The 18,199-nt window shown below is 71.9% G+C and carries 16 protein-coding genes and 1 tRNA gene; 11 read left to right on the forward strand and 6 right to left on the reverse strand.

The genetic code is table 11. The features are described 5' to 3' along the window. Positions 1–9: 9 nt before the first annotated feature. Both mdlC and AC5RWQ_RS26400 read right to left on the reverse strand, forming a co-directional pair. A complete protein-coding gene (mdlC, locus tag AC5RWQ_RS26395; protein ID WP_494285389.1) occupies positions 10–1,605 on the reverse strand; it encodes a benzoylformate decarboxylase in 1,596 nt (531 codons plus the stop codon). 139 nt (positions 1,606–1,744) lie between these two features. Then, positions 1,745–2,548, reverse strand: coding sequence for an S-methyl-5'-thioadenosine phosphorylase (locus AC5RWQ_RS26400; RefSeq protein ID WP_494285338.1), 804 nt, complete (start codon positions 2,546–2,548; stop codon positions 1,745–1,747). Between the two features lie 150 nt (positions 2,549–2,698). On the opposite strand from AC5RWQ_RS26400, the gene AC5RWQ_RS26405 reads away from it, so the two are divergent. Together AC5RWQ_RS26405 and AC5RWQ_RS26410 are read left to right on the forward strand one after the other, a co-directional pair. Beyond that, entirely contained in the window at positions 2,699–3,289 is a 591-nt protein-coding gene (locus tag AC5RWQ_RS26405) for a YqgE/AlgH family protein (protein ID WP_334491124.1), read from the forward strand. 91 nt (positions 3,290–3,380) lie between these two features. Further along, positions 3,381–3,453 (forward strand) — tRNA-Ala (locus AC5RWQ_RS26410). A 266-nt stretch (positions 3,454–3,719) separates the two neighbouring features. Here the strand turns inward: AC5RWQ_RS26410 and AC5RWQ_RS26415 are convergent. Together AC5RWQ_RS26415 and AC5RWQ_RS26420 are read right to left on the reverse strand one after the other, a co-directional pair. Next, positions 3,720–4,772, reverse strand: coding sequence for a hypothetical protein (locus tag AC5RWQ_RS26415; protein WP_494285339.1), 1,053 nt, complete (start codon positions 4,770–4,772; stop codon positions 3,720–3,722). Then, positions 4,769–5,266 (reverse strand): SigE family RNA polymerase sigma factor, encoded by a 498-nt coding sequence (locus tag AC5RWQ_RS26420; RefSeq protein WP_494285340.1) that lies wholly within the window; start codon positions 5,264–5,266, stop codon positions 4,769–4,771. The genes AC5RWQ_RS26415 and AC5RWQ_RS26420 overlap by 4 nt, the downstream gene beginning before the upstream one ends. A gap of 799 nt (positions 5,267–6,065) precedes the next feature. Between AC5RWQ_RS26420 and AC5RWQ_RS26425 the strand changes: the two genes are divergently transcribed. The 4 genes from AC5RWQ_RS26425 to AC5RWQ_RS26440 all read left to right on the forward strand — a co-directional run bounded on the left by AC5RWQ_RS26425 (position 6,066) and on the right by AC5RWQ_RS26440 (position 9,884). Further along, the gene (locus AC5RWQ_RS26425) at positions 6,066–6,443 is read left to right on the forward strand and encodes a nuclear transport factor 2 family protein (protein WP_494285341.1); all 378 of its coding nucleotides are present in this window, start codon (positions 6,066–6,068) and stop codon (positions 6,441–6,443) included. A 797-nt stretch (positions 6,444–7,240) separates the two neighbouring features. After that, on the forward strand, positions 7,241–8,239 hold the full coding sequence (locus tag AC5RWQ_RS26430; RefSeq protein WP_494285342.1) for a hypothetical protein: 999 nt from the start codon (positions 7,241–7,243) through the stop codon (positions 8,237–8,239). Between the two features lie 84 nt (positions 8,240–8,323). After that, the gene (locus tag AC5RWQ_RS26435; protein WP_494285343.1) at positions 8,324–9,670 is read left to right on the forward strand and encodes a hypothetical protein; all 1,347 of its coding nucleotides are present in this window, start codon (positions 8,324–8,326) and stop codon (positions 9,668–9,670) included. A 34-nt stretch (positions 9,671–9,704) separates the two neighbouring features. Beyond that, positions 9,705–9,884, forward strand: a complete 180-nt coding sequence (locus AC5RWQ_RS26440) for a hypothetical protein (protein ID WP_494285344.1) — start codon at positions 9,705–9,707, stop codon at positions 9,882–9,884. Between the two features lie 151 nt (positions 9,885–10,035). Here the strand turns inward: AC5RWQ_RS26440 and AC5RWQ_RS26445 are convergent, their stop codons facing one another. Next, positions 10,036–12,420 carry a DUF4153 domain-containing protein gene (locus AC5RWQ_RS26445; protein WP_494285345.1) on the reverse strand — a complete coding sequence of 795 codons (2,385 nt, stop codon included), beginning with the start codon at positions 12,418–12,420 and terminating at the stop codon, positions 10,036–10,038. A 173-nt stretch (positions 12,421–12,593) separates the two neighbouring features. On the opposite strand from AC5RWQ_RS26445, the gene AC5RWQ_RS26450 reads away from it, so the two are divergent. Then, positions 12,594–13,511: a lytic polysaccharide monooxygenase auxiliary activity family 9 protein gene (locus AC5RWQ_RS26450; protein WP_494285346.1), complete on the forward strand. Its 918-nt coding sequence runs from the start codon at positions 12,594–12,596 to the stop codon at positions 13,509–13,511. Positions 13,512–13,558: 47 nt separating this feature from the next. Here the strand turns inward: AC5RWQ_RS26450 and mgrA are convergent, their stop codons facing one another. Beyond that, positions 13,559–14,548 (reverse strand): L-glyceraldehyde 3-phosphate reductase, encoded by a 990-nt coding sequence (mgrA, locus tag AC5RWQ_RS26455; protein ID WP_494285347.1) that lies wholly within the window; start codon positions 14,546–14,548, stop codon positions 13,559–13,561. Between the two features lie 144 nt (positions 14,549–14,692). On the opposite strand from mgrA, the gene AC5RWQ_RS26460 reads away from it, so the two are divergent. Genes AC5RWQ_RS26460 through AC5RWQ_RS26475 form a run of 4 tightly spaced genes read left to right on the forward strand, consistent with a single transcriptional unit; the run spans position 14,693 to position 18,142 of the window. After that, positions 14,693–15,661: an aldo/keto reductase gene (locus tag AC5RWQ_RS26460; RefSeq protein WP_494285348.1), complete on the forward strand. Its 969-nt coding sequence runs from the start codon at positions 14,693–14,695 to the stop codon at positions 15,659–15,661. Between the two features lie 5 nt (positions 15,662–15,666). Further along, positions 15,667–16,164, forward strand: a complete 498-nt coding sequence (locus AC5RWQ_RS26465) for a hemerythrin domain-containing protein (protein WP_494285349.1) — start codon at positions 15,667–15,669, stop codon at positions 16,162–16,164. A gap of 60 nt (positions 16,165–16,224) precedes the next feature. After that, positions 16,225–17,478 carry a sensor histidine kinase gene (locus AC5RWQ_RS26470; RefSeq protein ID WP_494285350.1) on the forward strand — a complete coding sequence of 418 codons (1,254 nt, stop codon included), beginning with the start codon at positions 16,225–16,227 and terminating at the stop codon, positions 17,476–17,478. A 13-nt stretch (positions 17,479–17,491) separates the two neighbouring features. Continuing rightward, positions 17,492–18,142: a response regulator transcription factor gene (locus AC5RWQ_RS26475; RefSeq protein ID WP_494285351.1), complete on the forward strand. Its 651-nt coding sequence runs from the start codon at positions 17,492–17,494 to the stop codon at positions 18,140–18,142. Positions 18,143–18,199 lie beyond the last annotated feature (57 nt).

Genomic DNA, 18,199 nt, shown 5'->3' on the forward strand with positions numbered 1-18,199 from the left:
GCCCGTTCCTCAGAGGATCCGGGGCACCTCGGGGTTGATCGGGGCCGGCAGCACGGTCGGCCCGTCGGCCCGCAGCGCCTCCCCGACCGCCTCACCCAGCTCGTCGGGGGAGCTGACCACCCGGGTCGCGCAGCCGTACCCCCGGGCGATCGCGGTGATGTCCAGGCCGGGCAGGTCCAGCCCGGGCACTCCCGGCGTGGACTTGAAGTCGGCGAAGGCCTTGAGGATCGCGTACTGCTGGTTGACCGGGACCAGTACGACCAGCGGCAGGCGCAGCCGTGCCGCCGTCCAGAGGGCCTGCACCGAGTAGTGGAACGACCCGTCGCCGATCACCGCGACCACCGGTCGGGCGCGGCCGGTGTCCCGCTCGGCGAGCGCGATCCCGACCGCCGCCGGCAGGCCGTAGCCGAGCCCGCCGCTGGCCATGGTGAAGTACGACGCCGGCCGGTTCACCACCAGCCGGCGGCGCAGGGCGGCCAGGTTCGACGGCGACTCCTGGACGAGCACCCCGTCCGTGGGCCAGCAGGCGGCCAGGGCGGCGAAGAGCGCGTCGGCGCTCGGCGGAGCACCGGCCTCCGGGGGTTCCGGTGCGGGTCGCGGCGCCGGCCCCGGCCGGTCCGCCGCCGGAAGCAGGTCCAGCAGGGCGGCCAGGGTCAGCCCCGCGTCGCCGAGCAGGCTGTCGCCGACCGGGGCGCGGGCCGCCTCGTCCGAGTCGTCGGTGACGTGCAGCAGCCGGGTTCCCTCGGGCAGGTGGTCGCCGGGCACGTGGGGGTAGTAACGGAACACCGGCGCGCCGACGACCAGCACCGTGTCGTGCCCGCGCAGCTTCTCCGCCAGCGGGGCGATCGCGAACGGCAGCACTCCCCGGTAGTGCGGGTGCTGCTCCGGGAAGGCGGCCCGTTCCGGCGCTGGCGCGGACCAGACCGGCGCGGCCAACCGCTCGGCCACCGCCACGGCCACCGGCCAGGCCGCCGCCCGGTCCACCGCCGCGCCGAAGACCAGCACCGGGGAGCGGCTGCCCGCCAGCACCGCGGCGAACTCCCGCAGCCGCCGCGGGTCGGGAGCGAACCGGGTGGCGACGGTGCGCACCTGCGGCGGCGGGTCGGCCGGCTGGTGCCAGTCGTCCAGCGGCAGTGAGAGGAACACCGGCCCGGTGGGCGGCTGGGCGGCCGTCGCGTACGCCCGCATGATCGCCGCCGGCACGTCCTGCGCCCGGACCGGCTCGTGCGCCCACTTCACGTACGGCTGGGGCAGTTCGGTGGGGTGTCGGCTGGCCAGCCTGGGCTCCATCAGCAGCATCTCCCGGCTCTGCTGGCCGGCGGTGACGATCAGCGGGGTGCGGTTGTGCCAGGCGGTGACCAGGTTGCCCATCCCGTTGCCGGTACCCGGGGCGGTGTGCAGGTTGACGTGCGCCGGGCGGCCGGTGGCCTGGGCGTACCCGTCGGCCATCGCCACCGCGGACGCCTCGTGCAGCGCGTGCACGTAGTGGAAGTCGGCCGGGAAGTCCTCGAGGAACGGCTCCTCCGTCGAGCCGGGGTTGCCGAAGACCGTGGTCAGGCCCAACGCGCGGAGCAGGTCATAGGTGGTGTCCCGGACGCTCGCCATCACCCATGCCTCCGTGTCCCCGGCGCGTGCTGCTGGCCGCCGGGAGGCACGACGGCCACACACCCGACCTGCCGAATCTATCGGGCGTCCGGGGACGAGCCGGGCGCTTTGCCGGTCACCGTTGGTCCGGCGGCACCGCTCAGGGCAGCGGGAAGGGGGTCTTGATGCCGTCCAGGGCGTGCCCGCACGGGCAGTCCCGGTCGGTGGGGAGGGCGGCCAGCGCGTCGAGCAGCACGCCCCGCAGCCGGTCGGTGTTCGCCGCGAAGACCCGGAACACCTCCTCCTGGGTCACCGACTCACCGGCCTCGACGCCGGCGTCCAGGTCGGTGACGAGCGCGATCGAGGTGTAGCAGAGGGCCAGCTCGCGGGCGAGCACCGCCTCCGGGTGGCCGGTCATGTTGACCACCGTGCCGCCCATCGAGGCGTACCACCGGGACTCGGCGCGGGTGGAGAAGCGCGGGCCCTCGACCACCACCACCGTGCCGCCGTCGACCGCCGCCACGTCCCGGCCGGTCGCGGCGGCCAGCAGGGTACGCCGGCCCACCGGGCAGTACGGGTCGCCGAAGGGCACGTGCACCGCGCCCCGGTCGTAGTAGGTCTGCGTCCGGCCGCTGGTCCGGTCGATCAGCTGGTCCGGCACCACGAAGGTGCCCGGGCCCAGCTCGGGCCGGAGCCCGCCCACGGCGCACGGGGCGAGCACCTGGCGTACCCCGAGGGAGCGCAGCGCCCACAGGTTGGCCCGGTACGGGATCAGGTGCGGCGGGTGGCGGTGGTCCCGGCCGTGCCGGGGCAGGAACGCGACCGACCGGCCGCCGACCTCGGCGATGGTGACCGCGTCGGAGGGCGCGCCGTACGGCGTCTCCACCCGGTGTTCGGTGGCGCCGTCGAGCAGCGCGTAGAGCCCCGACCCGCCGATCACCGCGATGTCCGCCGTCGGACCCATCGTGCCTCCCTCGATCCTGCTCGATCATCCGCCGGTCAGACCTTAGCCAGCGCCCGGGGTGCAGGCTATGGTGCCAGGCATGGCGGTGACAGCACGGATGGTCGGCAGCACCCGGTCCTACGGCCCGGTGCGCGGCTGACGGTGTCCGACATGCAGGAGGAGGGGCGGGCGATCGGGGGTCCAGCCATGGAGTCGATGACCGGGCGGCTGCTGGTCGCGACTCCGGCCCTCAAGGACCCGAACTTCGACCGTACCGTCGTGCTGCTGGTCGCCCACGAGGCCGGCGGGGCGCTCGGGGTGGTCCTGAACCGGGCTACCGAGGTGCCGGTCGCCGACGTGCTCGGCGACTGGAGCGACCTGGCCCGGCACCCGGCGGTGCTCTTCGAGGGCGGCCCGGTGCAGCCGGACTCGGCGATCTGCCTGGCCCGGATGCGGCACCCGATGCGCCGGCTGCGCGGCTTTCAGCAGATCTCCGGCGCGGTCGGCACCGTCGACCTCTCCGCCGACCCCGAGAAGCTGCGCGACAGCATCGGCGGGATCCGGGTCTTCGCCGGCTACTCCGGCTGGGGTTCGGGGCAGTTGGAGCAGGAGGTCGAGGACGGCTCCTGGTTCGTGTTCGACGCGCTGCCCGGGGACGCCTTCGTCGACCGGCCGGACGACCTCTGGCCGATGGTGCTGCGCCGGCAGGGCGGAATGATGGCGGCCGTGGCCCATTTCCCGCCCGACGTCGCGCTCAACTGAGGGCGGAGCGGGGGCACCCCCCGCGACATGACCATGCCGGGCGGCGTGTGTATAGTTCTCGTCGTGCCCGGGCGACCGGGAACGACAGCAAGGGGCCGTGGCGCAGCTGGTAGCGCACCACACTGGCAGTGTGGGGGTCAGGGGTTCGAGTCCCCTCGGCTCCACCCTTCACGACAGGGCGTTCGTCAGAGATGGCGGACGCCCTTTGTCGTGTGGTGACGCCGATCTAGGAGTGACCGAGGAGTTCCATGAGAATCCGGGGCCACGCTAAGTCGAGCAGGAGGGTGGCGGCAGTGTGCCGCAGGTCATTCAGGCGGACCTTCGGTACCAAGCGAGGCGATCCGTCAGCGGCAACCGCCTCCTCGCATCGAACATGCGCCGCTACCAGGGGAGGGTCTCGCAGGCCTTGATCCCCGAATCCCGGCACGCACTACCCACCCTCACCCATTCCGTCCGGTGAGAAGACGACCTGCCAGGCCCCGGTGGTGTGCTCGGGCATGATCTCGATGGTCACTGAGTCGCCGGGATGCAGGTCGAGTCCGAACGGGCGCTTCCACTCCCCGCCCTTGTCGCCGTACATGCCATTCGGGCTCATGTCGTAGTCCCACCACTCGCCGGTCGTGATTTCTACGCCGTTGACGCGGAGGTGGAGGAGCCCGGGCGTCTGGGCGACCATGTCGATCGAACTGACCGGCTGCCAAACCACGGTCCGTCGGACCGGGCGCCTCGGGTCGACGGGATCCGACCGGATGATCACCGCATGCGGGCACCGCGCCTCGGTGCAGACGGCCGGGATCCGCTGGTCCAGCGGCTCGAGTGTTCGTGATGGCCGAGGTGGCAGCGGGTACTCCTCGAACGGGACCCGCTCGCCGATCGCGAGCCCGAACCTGCCGGTCTGCGGGATCGGCACATCGACGGTGCCCGTCTGGGGGAACTGCTTGGCTCCGGTGACCGCCATGACGAATGTGGCGGGTTTGCCGACCACCACGTCCAGACCCTTCCAGCTCGACGGTCGCGTGGTGCCGTTGCCACCGCACGTACCGTCGGCGAGGTCGTGGCCGTTCACGGTGAGCTTCTCCTGGAGCTCGATGCCATCTCCGGGGTCGTCGCAGCGGCTGAAGATGACCAGATCAAGAGTGGTCGGCACGATCGTGAGCTCGACGCGGCGCTGGGGCAGTTCGGCGGACTCTGCGGTCACGACGTGCGCGCCGTTGGCGTATTCCGGAAATCCCTCGATCGCGCGTGGCGGGGAAGGGCTGTCCGCCGGGGTGGGAGTGCCGTCCGTGTGGAGTCCGGGCACGCTTGCGGCCGCGGCGATGCCGGCCAGGACGGCCACCGCGCACGTGGTCCAGGTCGCGATCCGTCGGCGTCGGCGCGCGACCACCTTGGCGCGCACGCCGTGCAGCCGCATGTGGTGTATGACGTGCTCCGCCGGGCCGCCGGAACGCTCGTCGAGTACCTGCTTGAGATCGGTGAGGTTCATCGCAGCATCCCTTCCGGCGCCAGCGTCTGATCGAGGCGAAGCTTGGCCACTGCCCGGCTGGCCTGGCTCTTTACTGTGCCGACCGAGCAGCCGAGGGCCTCGGCGATCTCGGCCTCCGAGAGGTCCTCGAAGTAGCGCAGCACAAGCACGGCGCGCTGCCGGCGGGGCAGACGGCCCAGCGCCCGCCAAAGGCGGTCCCGGTCGTCGAGATTGGCGTGCGGATCAGCCTCGGCGGCCACCTCGGGGAGGTCGGCCGTGGGTAGCTCGCCCCACCACCTGCGCCGCCATGACGAGGCGTATGTATTGACGATGATTCGGCGCACGTACGGCTCCGGATCGCCGTCGATGCGCCGCCACGCCTCCCAAGCCCGCGCCAGCGCGGTCTGCAGCAGGTCCTCGGCCAGCGCCCAATCGCGAGTGAGCAGGAATGCGGTGCGCAGCAACCGCGGGGAGCGGGTCACGACGAAGTCGTCAAAGCCCTCCGGTGTGATCACGTGCCCGCCCTTCTGCCCAGTCGGTCACGAGGTAGTACCGGCTGTGACCCGAAAAGGTTGCATGACCAACCGCCGCCCCACTCCGCAGGGTGTAGCCGTGCGCCCAGGTGAGTGCCGTCCGGGCCGCCGCAGTGGGCGGCGTGAAGCTCATGCCTCAACGGTGGCGACACGTGAGGTCAGCCGGAGGTGCGGAGTACACGTCCTGGCAGACACCTGCCGTTGACCTACCGAGCAGCGCCCGGCCTGTTAGGCCTCGTCTGAACAGAGATCGCTGATGTCTCACCGGGCGTGGCAGCGGCGTGCCACCACGCGGGCGGAGACGGCCCGGTAACGGTCGCGGTCGGCTGGCTGGGATGCAAGCCGAGGCGGCGAAGAGCAGCTGCCTGGATACGGATGGTCACCCAGCCATGCCAACGACCGTCAGCGCGGACGCCGCAGGCCAGATCCCAGCGAACCTCGCCCGGCTCGAGAGGCATCCAGTCGATGCCCCGATCACGCAGTCAAGCGCGGACGGCAGCCATCGGCTGCAGACAGCCAGCGATGTTCTCATAGGCCACGATGGTGACCCAATCAGCGCTTGGGGCATTCATGGCCACCATGATGCCTCACCGCCATCAACTCCGGCCCGGACCCAGTGGACGTCAGCGGAGGCTCTGAGTCTTGCCGGAAGCGCCTTGTACGCGAGAACTTGCGACCGGCCCAGATCGGGCAGGTGCCAGAGCACTCCTCGCGGCTTGGCCAACCCCGCCGTCTAGCGCTCGGTCACGTGGAAGGCTGGGCACCTGTGGATAGGAAACAGGTGAAGGGCTGGCTTGAGGCCTACGAGCAGGCGTGGCGGACGCCGGGGACTGAGGTGCTCGCCACGATCTTCACCGAAGAGGCGAGCTATCTGCAGGGGCCGTACCAGACACCGATCATCGGCCTGCCGGCCATAGCCCGGATGTGGGAAGACGAGCGCGACGGCCCTGACGAGGTGTTCCAGATGGCCAGCGAGGTCGTCGCAGTCGAGGGCAACACTGCGGTGGCGCGAGTGGAGGTCCGGTATGGCGACCCAGTCGACCAGGAGTACCGCGACGTGTGGATCATGCGCTTCGCCGAGGACGGGCGCTGCAAATCGTTCGAGGAATGGCCTTTCTGGCCGGCGCAGCCGACCGTCGCCCGTCCCGATGGAAGCTGACACGAGCAGGCCACGACGACCCGGACCCGCTTGAGCGTCGCGGATTACCTGCGAGGCCCAGAGCTACCGAGGGCGTCCATGGCTCGCCGAGCAGCAAAGCGAGCAGCCAAACCGGCGAGCAGCAGCGGACGATCGCGGACTCAGACACCACCTCGAGTAGGAGGACCAGGGGGCGGATCAGCGCCGCGGAACGGGCTCGTAATGCGCAGATCGCCCGGTGCGGAGTAGCCACGCGAGTAGCCAAGGCGGTGCACCTGACCGGACGACCGCGTACCCCTGCGGACCAGTTGAGCAGCGCCAGGCGAGGCTGGCCGGCCTTTGCCGGCTCCTGGCAGTGTGGGGGTCAGGGGTTCGAGTCCCCTCGGCTCCACCCTTGCGAAAGGGCGTCCGCCGGCAGGCGGGCGCCCTTTCGTCATGTCCAGGCCCGCTGGCGTGCGACTCGTCGGGCGCACGGATTCGTGGTGCCGGCACCGTTAGGTGGAGATCTCACCATTGAAAGTCGACTTAATGGACCAGCGGCTGTGGCGTATTCGGCGTTCTTGCGAATTTGTGCCATACGTGGAGTCCGTTCGGCACCGCATGAATCCGCCCTAGCACGGGAAACGTCAGCGGGCAAGATCCGAACGTGCATTGTCATATGGAAATGTCTCGGCATAGCATGGTCGTCACGTGTGGAGGGGCTGCGGCTTGCAGGACGCCGCGGCCGCAATCGTTTCCATGCGGTCCCACCCTTCAACTGATCGGGGAGCAGCATGAGAAAAACGTGGAGTTTAGTCCGCCGTAGCGGAGTCGCCGCAGTGGCCGTCGGCACGGTCATCGCCGCGACGGCCAACGGCGCGGCGGCCGCGGGGGCCACCGCGCCGGCCCCCGGTGGCAGAGCGACCTTCTCGGCAACCATGGTGAGCGACGCCTACCGCACCGCGCGCGCCACCCCGACTGCCGGGCAGGCGCTGAAGCGCGACTTCGTCGCCCGGGCTGCTGCGGCGGGCACCTACTACGACACCGAGTATGTCGACTACCTGTCCTTCAAGCGGTCGGACAGCGCCGAGTTCAAGACGGTCGAGGTGGTGGTTCCCCGCGATTACACCATCAAGCAGGTCGACATCGAAGAAGGTCGGGCCGCGGATGAGCTGGGGCGGGTTCACAAGACCCTGGCGGCCAGCGCTCTGGGCGAGATCGGGTTCGACGAGTCGGACGTGACCATGCCCGACGGCCCGGGCTTCGCCTCCTTTTCGCTACAGGGCAGCGGACAGTATCTACTGAGGACCAGCGTCGGCGAGCTGCTGGCGACGTGGGCCAAGGAGAAGATGACCGGGGAGAGCGACGCCTCATACGACTACTGGAGCTACCAGCGCAAGGCCGTCGCGCGGGCGTACGACATCAGCGGCTTCAACTATGGGATCGACAACTTCGCGATCAAGTCGTATCCCAAGTCGGGATACGGGATGCATCACTGGGTCGACTGGTCGCCTTCGACCGGCACGCACACCGGTGACTGCAACTCGACGCCGTTGTCGCTGAGCCTCAGCTATGCCGGCGCCTCCTCGAGCATCACCTTCAAGGACTGTGACAAGTACACCGTCTCCATCAGCTCGACGAGCCCGGGCGACATGAGCGTGAACTGGAACCACCCGTACCTCTCGTATCCCTTCGGCCCACGGGAGACCGCCTTCAACTGGATTGCTGGACGGGCCGGTTCGACCTTCTACGCAAACGACTACCAGCACGTCAATTTCTGGAGCACGTTCTATGAGGACGGCACCGGATGCGGTAGCACCAACTCGAGCACCTGCTGATTCGGAACGCGTGTGCCCAACACAGACCGTGATGCTTCCCGGAGCGCTCTGCGCTCCGGGAAGCGCCTATTACCCCTGTTCATCGTGATCATCCTCGCTGCCGGTGCCGTGGCGTGCTCGCCGCGCTCGACCGCCTCCCCGGTGCCTCAGGGCAGCGTCTCGAATCAGGATCCGGAACGCGCGGCCGCCATCCCGCAGCTCTGCAGCAGTAAGGGGACGACGTGCAGAGACGTCACCACGGTGGACGGATTGCACGTGTCCTACGCGGTTGCCGCTGCCTCCCAGTCCTCCCGTGGACTCGTCCTGCTGGAGATGGGCGGGCCCGGAATCGACATACTGTCCCGTCCCGACGTTTCGGGTTTCGGGCTACCGGAGACGCTGCTCCACAACTACGACCTCCTGCTGATTCGCGAGCCCTGGGCATCGGAAAGCCCGAGCAAGCCCTGCCTGTCCCGTCTCGACGAGTTCGGATCCGCGCTCTCGTCACCGGCCAAGTCGGCGAAGGTTGCGGACGGCCTTGCAGAATGTTCTTACCGGACGTGGCGCGGCGCGGATTACGCCACCACGCTGCGGGCCATCCTCAAGGCGGAGGATAGACCCCTGGCGGGTATCGTCGGACAATCGTTCGGGGCGTTACCCGCGGCGACTGCGGCCTCGGTCGCGCCTTCAGCCTGGGTTCTGCTGCACGCTCCGATCGCCCCACCGGACACGACCGGACCTGACGTGGTCAAGGGCCGGGTGGGCGCCCTCGAGCGGCGCCTCGACCGCAGCTACCGCGACTACTGCACGAGGCGACGCCTCAGTTGCCGGACGACCGGAACCGTTGCGGTGATGCAGGCGGCCGCGCAATTCTCCAAACGACCGGTGGTAGGCCGGACGAAGGCCATCGAGCAGGGCGACGTACTGCTGGCCGTGATGGGGGCGGCGTACGACCTCAGGGCCAACGAAGAATGGCTGTGGCGTTCGTTGACGCACGTTTCGGAGATGACGGATCGTGATCTGATCAGCCTTGGCCGCTTGGCCGACCAACTCATTCAGCGCTTTGATGGCCGGTACATCTCGTCGTCAATGGGTGCGTACATCGAGGGCATCTGCGACGCGTACCAGGGATGGGAGGCCTCGCAGGCGCAGAGGACCGTCGCGCCGACGGTCGGGTTGCTCTTTGACGCGATCGCCCAACAATGCGAGAAGCGGACCGAGATATCCGGAAATCGGACGGCAGGCTGGACGGGGAACTTGACGGCCGGCACCTCGCCAATTTGTATAATCGGGAACGCTGGTGACACGGTGGTGGCTCCGGACTGGGCTGATCGGTGGCGATCGAAGGCCCCCCGGGCGGTGGTCACGAGATTCGAGTACTCCGGGCATGTTTCCCTCGCCTACGCAGTGCAGCACTCCATGAAGGGCTCCTCATGCCACGTTCCGCTGTAAGACCATCCGTGCACCAGATGCTTGGAGGCCGGCCTTGACAGGCAACCTGGCGAAGTTCGGGTCGTTCCTGCTCCTGCTCACGGCCGTGCTCGTGTTCCTGCTCACCCTGCAGGACGGTTTCCGCGATGCGATGCGGCTGCTGGCCCTCCTCGGGTTCCTCCTCGGGTTGGTGCTGCTGCACGCGGGGCTTCGCGACGAGGCGCGCAGGCGGTGATGTCGTTGTCCGCGCGTCGCTCGCTCGACGGCGGCACGGCGGCGTGCCGCTGAGCGGTGAGCGGTCTGCCCGACTCTCACCACGACTCGCGCCCTGGCCCGGGATCTTGCCCGGAGCCAGGGCGTTCGTCATTTCCGTATCGATGCTCTGCTCAGCGGGGGGTGCGCCCCTTGGGCAGGTCGTACTGGTCGGCGGCGGTGCAGTCCTGCTGCCCGCCGCTGGCGGCCGGGCCGAGTCGCTTGAGCTCGGCGCGGGCCCTGGCCCGGCCGAGGTTCCAGGCGTACCAGGGGTCGGGTTCGGCGAGGTCGTCGTCGATCCAGCTCAACGTGCACCGGCGGACCGGGTCGGGCAGGCCGGCCAGGGCGGGCGTGGCGTCGGCGGAGAGCGCCCGCAGGTACCAGGCGTCGATCTTGCCGGTCTGCTCGTACCGGGCGACGTTGCGGCGGGCCGCGTAGTCCTCGGCGTTGAGCACGGCCAGGCTCAGCAGCATCAGCACGGCCAGCCCGACGGTGGCGCCGGGGATCCAGCGGCCGCGCCAGCGGACCCCGGCCACCAGGATCATCAGCAGGACGGCGCCGAGCAGCAGCTCGAAGGCCATCACGAAGATCCGCTCACCGGTGAAGCTGTAGACCTTCTGGTACGCGTACATCCGGGACAGCGCCGACACCACGATCACCACGCTCAGCGCGCCGAGCAGCCCGAGCAGGATTTGCAGCAGGAGCCGGTCGGACCGGGTCTCCCGGCGCGCCCAGCGGCTCACCCCGCCCAGCACGGCCAGGGTCAGCAGGGTGACGAAGAGCAGCTGCCAGAAGCCACTGCGCGCGTACTCGGCGTAGCTCAACCCGGCGGTCTTCAGGACGTGCCGCTGGCCACCGAAGAGCACGGTGAACTGCACGGCGACGAAGCCGGCGAAGAGCGCCACCAGCGCGGCGATGGCCGGCGCCCACTCCAGGGCACTCAGCCGGCGCCGGCCGTCCCGGTCCACGGTCGACAGGTCCGGCGGGACGGCCAGGGTGTAGGTGGCGGCCACCGCGATCAGGCCGCCCACCACGGCCAGGAAGATCCAACGGAACACCGCGCCCCCGCCGATCTCGGGCACGATCGCGCCGAGCACCTCGGAGAAGGCCGCGTCGGCCGAGGAGAGGAGCAGTCCGAAGACCAGCAGCACCGCGACGGTGCCGAGCACCGACCCGGTGACCCGGCGGACCATCCCCGCGTCGGGCGAGGCGGTGACGTGCCGGCGTACCCACGGCAACCCGCGGAACGCGGCGAACGGGGCCGCGACCAGGCTGAACAGGATCGAGCGGATCAACCGTCCGCCGACGATGGCCAGTGCCGCGCAGCCGAGCGCGCCGAGCACGCAGAACGTCACCAGCCACCATGCGTTGCGGAAGGTGAGCACGGAGAGCAGCGCCAGCGCGGCCGCCGCCCAGCCGGCCCGGATCAGCCGATCGGTGCGGGGCAGCGCGGCGGTGCCGCGCCGGACGGCGGCGAACACCGCGGCGGTCAGGACGAGCCAGCCGAGGAACCAGCCGATGCCGGTGCGGCCCAGCGGGACGAAGGTCGCCACCCCCAGGGCCCCGGCCAGGACCGCGGCGGGCACGGCCCGCCCGGTCGCCTGCTTCGGCCCCGGCCAGCGCGCGCCGAGGAAGGACGTCCGGGGCTCCGCCGGCCGGGGGGTCCAGGTGACCGGAGGCCCGCCCCACTGCGGTGCCGGGTGACCCCCAGGGAACGGTGCGGCGGCGGGCGGAAACTGGCCGGGTACGCCGGCGGGGTAGGGCCCGGCGGGGTAACCGGCCGCGCCGGCGCGCGGGTGGCCGACGCCCGGGGCGGCGGCCTGGTGCCCGGTGGGCGTTGCGGCCGGTACGGCCGTGCCCTCGCCCGGAGCCGGCACGGCCGCGCCCTCGGCCGGAGCCGGCGCGGCGGTGCCGCCGCCGGCCTGCGTCGGGGCCGCCGGGGTGGCCTGCGTTCCGGCCGGTGTGGTGACGCGGTCACCGGCTGCCGACGCCGGAGCGTCGCCGGTCGGCTGCGTCGTCTCCGCCGTGTTGGCCTGCACGGTCGGCGTTGCGGCCCCGGTGGCCGCGCGGTCGCCCGAGATCCCCACGGGGGTGTCCTCGCCGACCGGCGAGGGCGGGGAAGCCGCGGGCCCGTCCACCGTGGTGGTGCCGTCGCCGGTGGCCTGGGCGGGGATCGCCGGGGTCGGGGCATCGCCGGTGGCCTGCCGGGGGACCGCCACCGAGGTCGCGGTGGCCGGCGGGCCGACGGTCGGGACCGTGGACCCGGCGCTGGGCGGTGCGGCGGTGTCGGCACCGGCCGGCACCAGGGGCAGGAACAGCGCGTACCCCCGGGTGCCGGCCGGGACCTGGACGGGGATGGCCCAGGCGGGCTCACCCGGGCGGCCGGGCCAGACCAGACCGGGCGGGGCGCCCTCGACGGCGGACGCGACGAGCAGGAACGGCGTCGCGTCGGCGGTCGGCGCAGCGCCGGCCGACGGGGCGACCCCGGAAGATTCTGGTGTCTCTGGCGGCTCGGACACGCACGCTCCTTGATCCTTCGAAAGTGCGGTCACTGTAGAGCGAACCCCTTGCCGCCCGCCGCCCCGCGACGCCGCGCCGGAGCCCTGGCAGGCCGCCGCCGAAGATGAGAGGGGCGTCACCGATCGAACTGTTCGGATCCCCGGTCCGTACCAGTGCGCGGGAGGTCGACCTCATGACCGTACGTCGAATGCTCGCCACCGCCGTGGCCGTCGCCGCGACCGTGCTGCTCACCGCGTCTCCCGCCGCCGCGCACGGCGCGCCGACCAGCCCGCTGAGCCGCTCCGCCGCCTGCGGCCCGGAGGGCCGGGACGCCTCGACGCCCGCCTGCCAGGCCGCCGTATCCGCCGGCGCGGCGGTACGCGAGTGGGACAACATCCGGGTCTTCGGCGTGAACGGCCGGGACCGGGAGCGGATCCCCGACGGGGAGTTGTGCAGCGGCGGGCTGTCCGCGTACCGGGGGCTGGACCTGCCCCGGGTGGACTGGCCGGCGACCGAGCTGACCGCCGGCGCGAAGTTCACCTTCCGCTACCGGGGCACCATCCCGCACAAGGGGACCTTCCGGCTCTACGCCACCCGCCCCGGCTACGATCCGGGAAGCCGGCTGAGCTGGGCCGACCTCGCCCCGCTCCCGTTCCTGACCGTCACCGACCCGCCGCTGCGCGACGGGTCGTACCAGATTCCGGGGCGGCTGCCGGCGGGGCTGACCGGCCGGCACCTGATCTACACGATCTGGCAGAACTCCGACACCCCGGACAGCTACTACTCCTGCTCCGACGTGGTCTTCCGGGCGCCCGACGCGATCCGCGGCGGAACGCCGGCCAGCGCCGGCCCGTCCCCGGCCGCGACGCCGCCGCGCACCACCGCGGTACCCGGGCTGACCGCGCCGCCCGTCGAGCGCGACGGCGTACCCGTGGCGTCGGTGACCCACCTGGGCGGCGACAGCTTCCCGCTGGTGGTGGGGGCGGCGGCGGCGGTCACCGTGCTGCTCGCCGCGATGGTCGCGATGCGGCTGCGCCGGGCCGGCACCGTACCCCCGGGTCGCCCCTGCGAGGTGCGCAGCCACCGCGCCGGCCGCCGCCGCATCTGGTGACCCGGGCGCCGGGCCGCCCGGGACGACCCGCGGCGGCCGGCGGCCGGTCAGCCCAGCAGGCGCTCGATCTCGGCCAACTCCTCGGCGGTGAGGTCGAGGTTGGTGACCGCGGCGACGTTCCCCTGCAACTGGGCGACGCTGCTCGCGCCGATGATCAGGCTGGTCATCCGCGGGTCGCGCAGCGCCCAGGCCAGGGCAAGCTGGGCCAGCGTCTGCCCCCGGCGGTCGGCGAGGTCGGCGAGCCCCCGGATGGCGGCCAGCTTCTCGTCGGTCAGCGCGCTCTCGTCGAGGAAGACGCTGGTGCGCACCCGGGAGTCCTCCGGGATGCCGCCCAGGTAGCGGTCGGTGAGCAGGCCCTGCGCGAGTGGGCTGTAGGCGATGCAGCCCGCGCCCACCTCCGCCAGCGTGTCCAGCAGGCCGTCGTCCTCGGTCCACCGGTTGAACATCGAGTACGACGGCTGGTTGATGAGCAGCGGCGTGCCCAGGTCGCGCAGGATCGTCGCGGCCTGCGCGGTCTGCTCCGAGGTGTAGTTGGAGATGCCCACGTAGAGCGCCTTGCCGGAGCGGACGACGGCGTCCAGCGCGCCCATCGTCTCCTCCAGCGGGGTGTCCGGGTCGAACCGGTGCGAGTAGAAGATGTCGACGTAGTCCAGGCCCATCCGGCGCAGCGACTGGTCCAGCGACGAGATCAGGGACTTGCGCGAGCCCCACTCGCCGTACGGGCCGGGCCACATCAGGTAGCCGGCCTTGCTGGAGATCACCAGCTCGTCCCGGTACGGCTTCAGGTCGGTGGCGAGCATCCGGCCGAAGGCCTCCTCGGCGGCGCCGGGCGGCGGGCCGTAGTTGTTGGCCAGGTCGAAGTGGGTGACGCCGAGGTCGAAGGCGCGCCGGACGATGTCCCGCTGCCGCTCGTAGGGCCGGTCCGGGCCGAAGTTGTGCCACAGGCCGAGCGAGATGGCGGGCAGTCGCAGCCCGCTGCGTCCGCTGCGCCGGTAGGTCATCTGGTCGTAGCGCTCATCGGCGGCAAGGTAGGTCACGGATCATCAGCCTAGTCCGTCGGGTGGTACCGCTCCCGGGGCTCCGCGAGACCGTCGCGTCAGGTGGAGGCGGATCCACCCGGCCCTTGCGCCCGGGCGGCGGAACGGGCGTGCCGGCCGGCCCTGCCGGGTAGCTTCGAGGCCATGCGATTCGTCCCGCTCGACACCCCGAAGCCCATTTCGAAGATCGGTCTCGGCACCTGGCAGTTCGGCTCGAAGGAGTGGGGCTACGGCCCCGACTACGAGCGCCGCGCGGCGGACATCGTGCGGCGCGCGCTCGACCTCGGCGTCACCCTCTTCGACACCGCCGAGATCTACGGCTTCGGCCGCAGCGAGCGGATCCTCGGCGAGGCGCTCGGCGACGACCGGGACAAGGTCGTGGTGGCCAGCAAGATCTTCCCGGTGCTGCCGGTCGCCCCGGTGGTGCAGCAGCGGGCGATCGCCTCCGCGGCCCGGCTCGGCGTCCGCAGCATCGACCTGTACCAGGTGCACCAGCCCAACCCGGTGGTCGCCGACACCACCACCATGCGCGGCATGCGCGACCTGCAGGAGGTGGGCCTGGTCGGCGAGGTCGGGGTCAGCAACTACAACCTGCGCCGGTGGCGCTTCGCCGAGGCCGCGCTGGGCCGCCGGGTGCTCAGCAACCAGGTCCGCTACAGCATGATCGACCGAAGTCCGGAGGAGGACCTGATCCCGTACGCCGAGCAGACCGGCCGGATCGTCATCGCGTACAGCCCGCTCGCGCAGGGCTTCCTCTCCGGGCGGTACGACGCGAAGCACCCCCCGAGCGGTGCGGTGCGCCGGGCGAACCCGTACTTCCTGCCGGAGAACCTGGAACGCGGCACCGCGCTGATCGCCACCCTCCGCGAGGTGGCCGACGCGCACGCCGCCACCCCCAGCCAGATCGCCCTGGCGTACCTGCTGCACCACCCGAACGTGGTGGCCATCCCCGGCGCGTCCAGCGTGGAGCAGATGGAGCGCAACGCCGCCGCCGCCGAGATCGACCTGACCGACGCCGAGTACGCCGCCCTGGCCACCGCCGCCCAGCAGTTCCGGCCGGTCACCGGCCTGGCCGCGCTGCCGAAGCTGATCCGCGCCCGGCTGGGGAAGTGAGCACCATGGACGACATCACCGCGCTGATCCTCGACGACCACGCCGCCTTCCGGCGCGGCTTCGCCCGGCTCGACGACGCCCGGGACGACGCCGAACTGCTCGCCATCTGGGAGGCGCTCGCCCTGCACCTTGACATCCACGCCGAGGCGGAGGAGACCATCCTCTACCCGCACCTGGTCAAGCACGGCGACGACGGCGAGGAGGAGACCGAGGACGCCGTTGGCGACCACAACAAGATCCGCGACGCGATCGCCGAGTCGAAGTTGCACCCGGTCGGCTCGGACGAGTGGTGGGCCGCCGTGTGGCGAGCTCGCCGGGAGAACAGCGAGCACCTCGCCGAGGAGGAGGACGAGGCGCTGCCCGACTTCCGGCGGCACGTCGGTGTGGAGCTGCGGGCCGAGCTGGGCGCCCGTTGGCTGACCTTCTACGGCGAGCACAAGAACGGGCGCAACCTGCGCTTCGCCGACAAGGACCCGGAGAAGTACGTGCAGGAGCACCGCTGAGGCGGGATCTCCCCACCTCGGGGGAGTCGGCGGGGCCGGTGCCGGCGGGAGAATGACCGGATGGGTCCCGGAGCCGTCGTCGCGCCACTGGTCCGCGGCAGCACCTGGCGGCGCGGGGTGTTCCTGCTGCTCGGCGGGGTGCTGGTGCTGCCGTACGTGCTGCTGGCCGCCACCTTCGCCCAGCTGCTGACCCGCGGCGAGGTGCCCCGCCCGCTGGTGCTCGGGTTGCTGGTGGTCGCCGCCGCCATCGCCGCCGTACCGGTCTTCCTGGAGGGCAGCCGGGCCCTGGAGATCGCCGCCGCCCGGGCGTTGCTCGGCGTCGACCTGCCCGAGCCGGTCGCCGGCCACCGGATCGACCGGGAGACCCGGCTGCGCGCCGCGCTCTGGATCGGCCTGCACCTGGCCACCGGCGGCCTGGTGATGTTCGCGCTGATCAGCGCGCTGCCGATGGCGTTGGTCTTCATCGTCGCGCAGTTCGGCGTCGACACCGGCCCGCACCCGACGACTGGCCTGGGGCCGTTGGACGGGCGGAACACCGGCTGGCTCACGCTGGCCGGGGCGTTGGTCCTGGTCGGCCTCGGCTACGCGGTCGCCGGGCTCGGCGCGCTGGCCGCCTCGATGGCCCCGGTGCTGCTCGGCCCGTCCCCGCAGGAGCGGATCGCCGCCCTGGAACGGGCGGCCATCCGGCTCGCCGAACGCAACCGGCTCGCCCGGGAGCTGCACGACTCCGTCGGCCACGCGCTCACCGTGGCCACCCTCCAGGCCGGCGCGGCCCGTCAGCTGCTCGACGACGACCCGGAGTTCGCCCGCCGTGCGCTGGCCGCGATCGAGGAGACCAGCCGGCACGCGATGGACGACCTGGACCACGTCCTCGGCGTGCTCAGGCGGAGCGACGAGCGGGTCCGCCCATCGGCCGGCACCGCGCCGCAGCGCACCCTGGCCCAGCTCGATCGGCTGGTCGCCGACACCCGGGCCGCCGGGCTGCCGGTGGAGGCGCGGATCGGCGGCGAGCTGTGCGAACTGCCCCCGGCGGTGTCCCGGGAGGGCTACCGGATCGTCCAGGAGGGACTGACCAACGCCGCCCGGTACGGCCGCGGACCGGTCCGGCTGCGGGTGGACGTACCCCCGGAGGGGTTGGAGATCGAGCTGGAAAACGCCGTCGGCGGCGCGACCGGGCCCGGTGGCGGCGGCCGCGGCCTGGCCGGCATGCGGGAACGGGTTCTGCTGCTGGGCGGCCGGATCACCGCCGGGCGGGAGGGCGACCGGTGGCGGGTCCGGGTGCGGCTGCCGGTGCCCCGCCGGCGGACGCCGTGACGGGAGGGACGCGGTGACCATCGACGTGCTGATCGTCGACGACGACGAGCTGATCCGGGTCGGGTTGCGGGCGATCATCGACGCCCAGCCCGACCTGCGGGTGGTCGGCGAGGCCGCCGACGGCGTCGAGGTGCCGCCGCTGGTGGCGCGGCTGCGGCCCCGGGTGGTGCTGATGGACGTCCGGATGCCGGCCATCGACGGCATCCAGGCCACCCGCCGGCTGCTCGCCACCTCGGCCGACCCGCCGCGGGTCCTGGTGATCACCACCTTCGAGAACGACGAGTACGTCTACGAGGCGCTGCGCGCCGGCGCGAGTGGGTTCCTGCTCAAGCGGGCCCGCCCGGCGGAGGTGGTGACCGCCGTGCGGGCCGTCGCCGACGGGGACTCGCTGCTCTTCCCCGCCGCGATCCGCCGGCTCGCCGGGGCGTACGCGGGGCCGGGCGGGAACCGGCTGGTCGGGGCGCGGCTGACCGAGCGGGAGGCGGAGGTGCTCCGGCTGATGACGGCCGGCCTGTCCAACACCGAGATCGCCGCCGAGCTGGTCGTCGGCACGGAGACGGTCAAGACGCACGTCGGAAACGTGCTGGCCAAGCTCGGTGTCCGGGACCGCACCCAGGCGGTGATCGCCGCGTACGAGTCGGGCTTCGTCATCCCGACCGGCTGATCCCTCCGCCGGGGGAGCGGGTTCGCCCCCGCGCGGGAGGGGCGCGACCGGCGCGCC

This window comes from Micromonospora sp. BS32 (genome assembly GCF_059089345.1).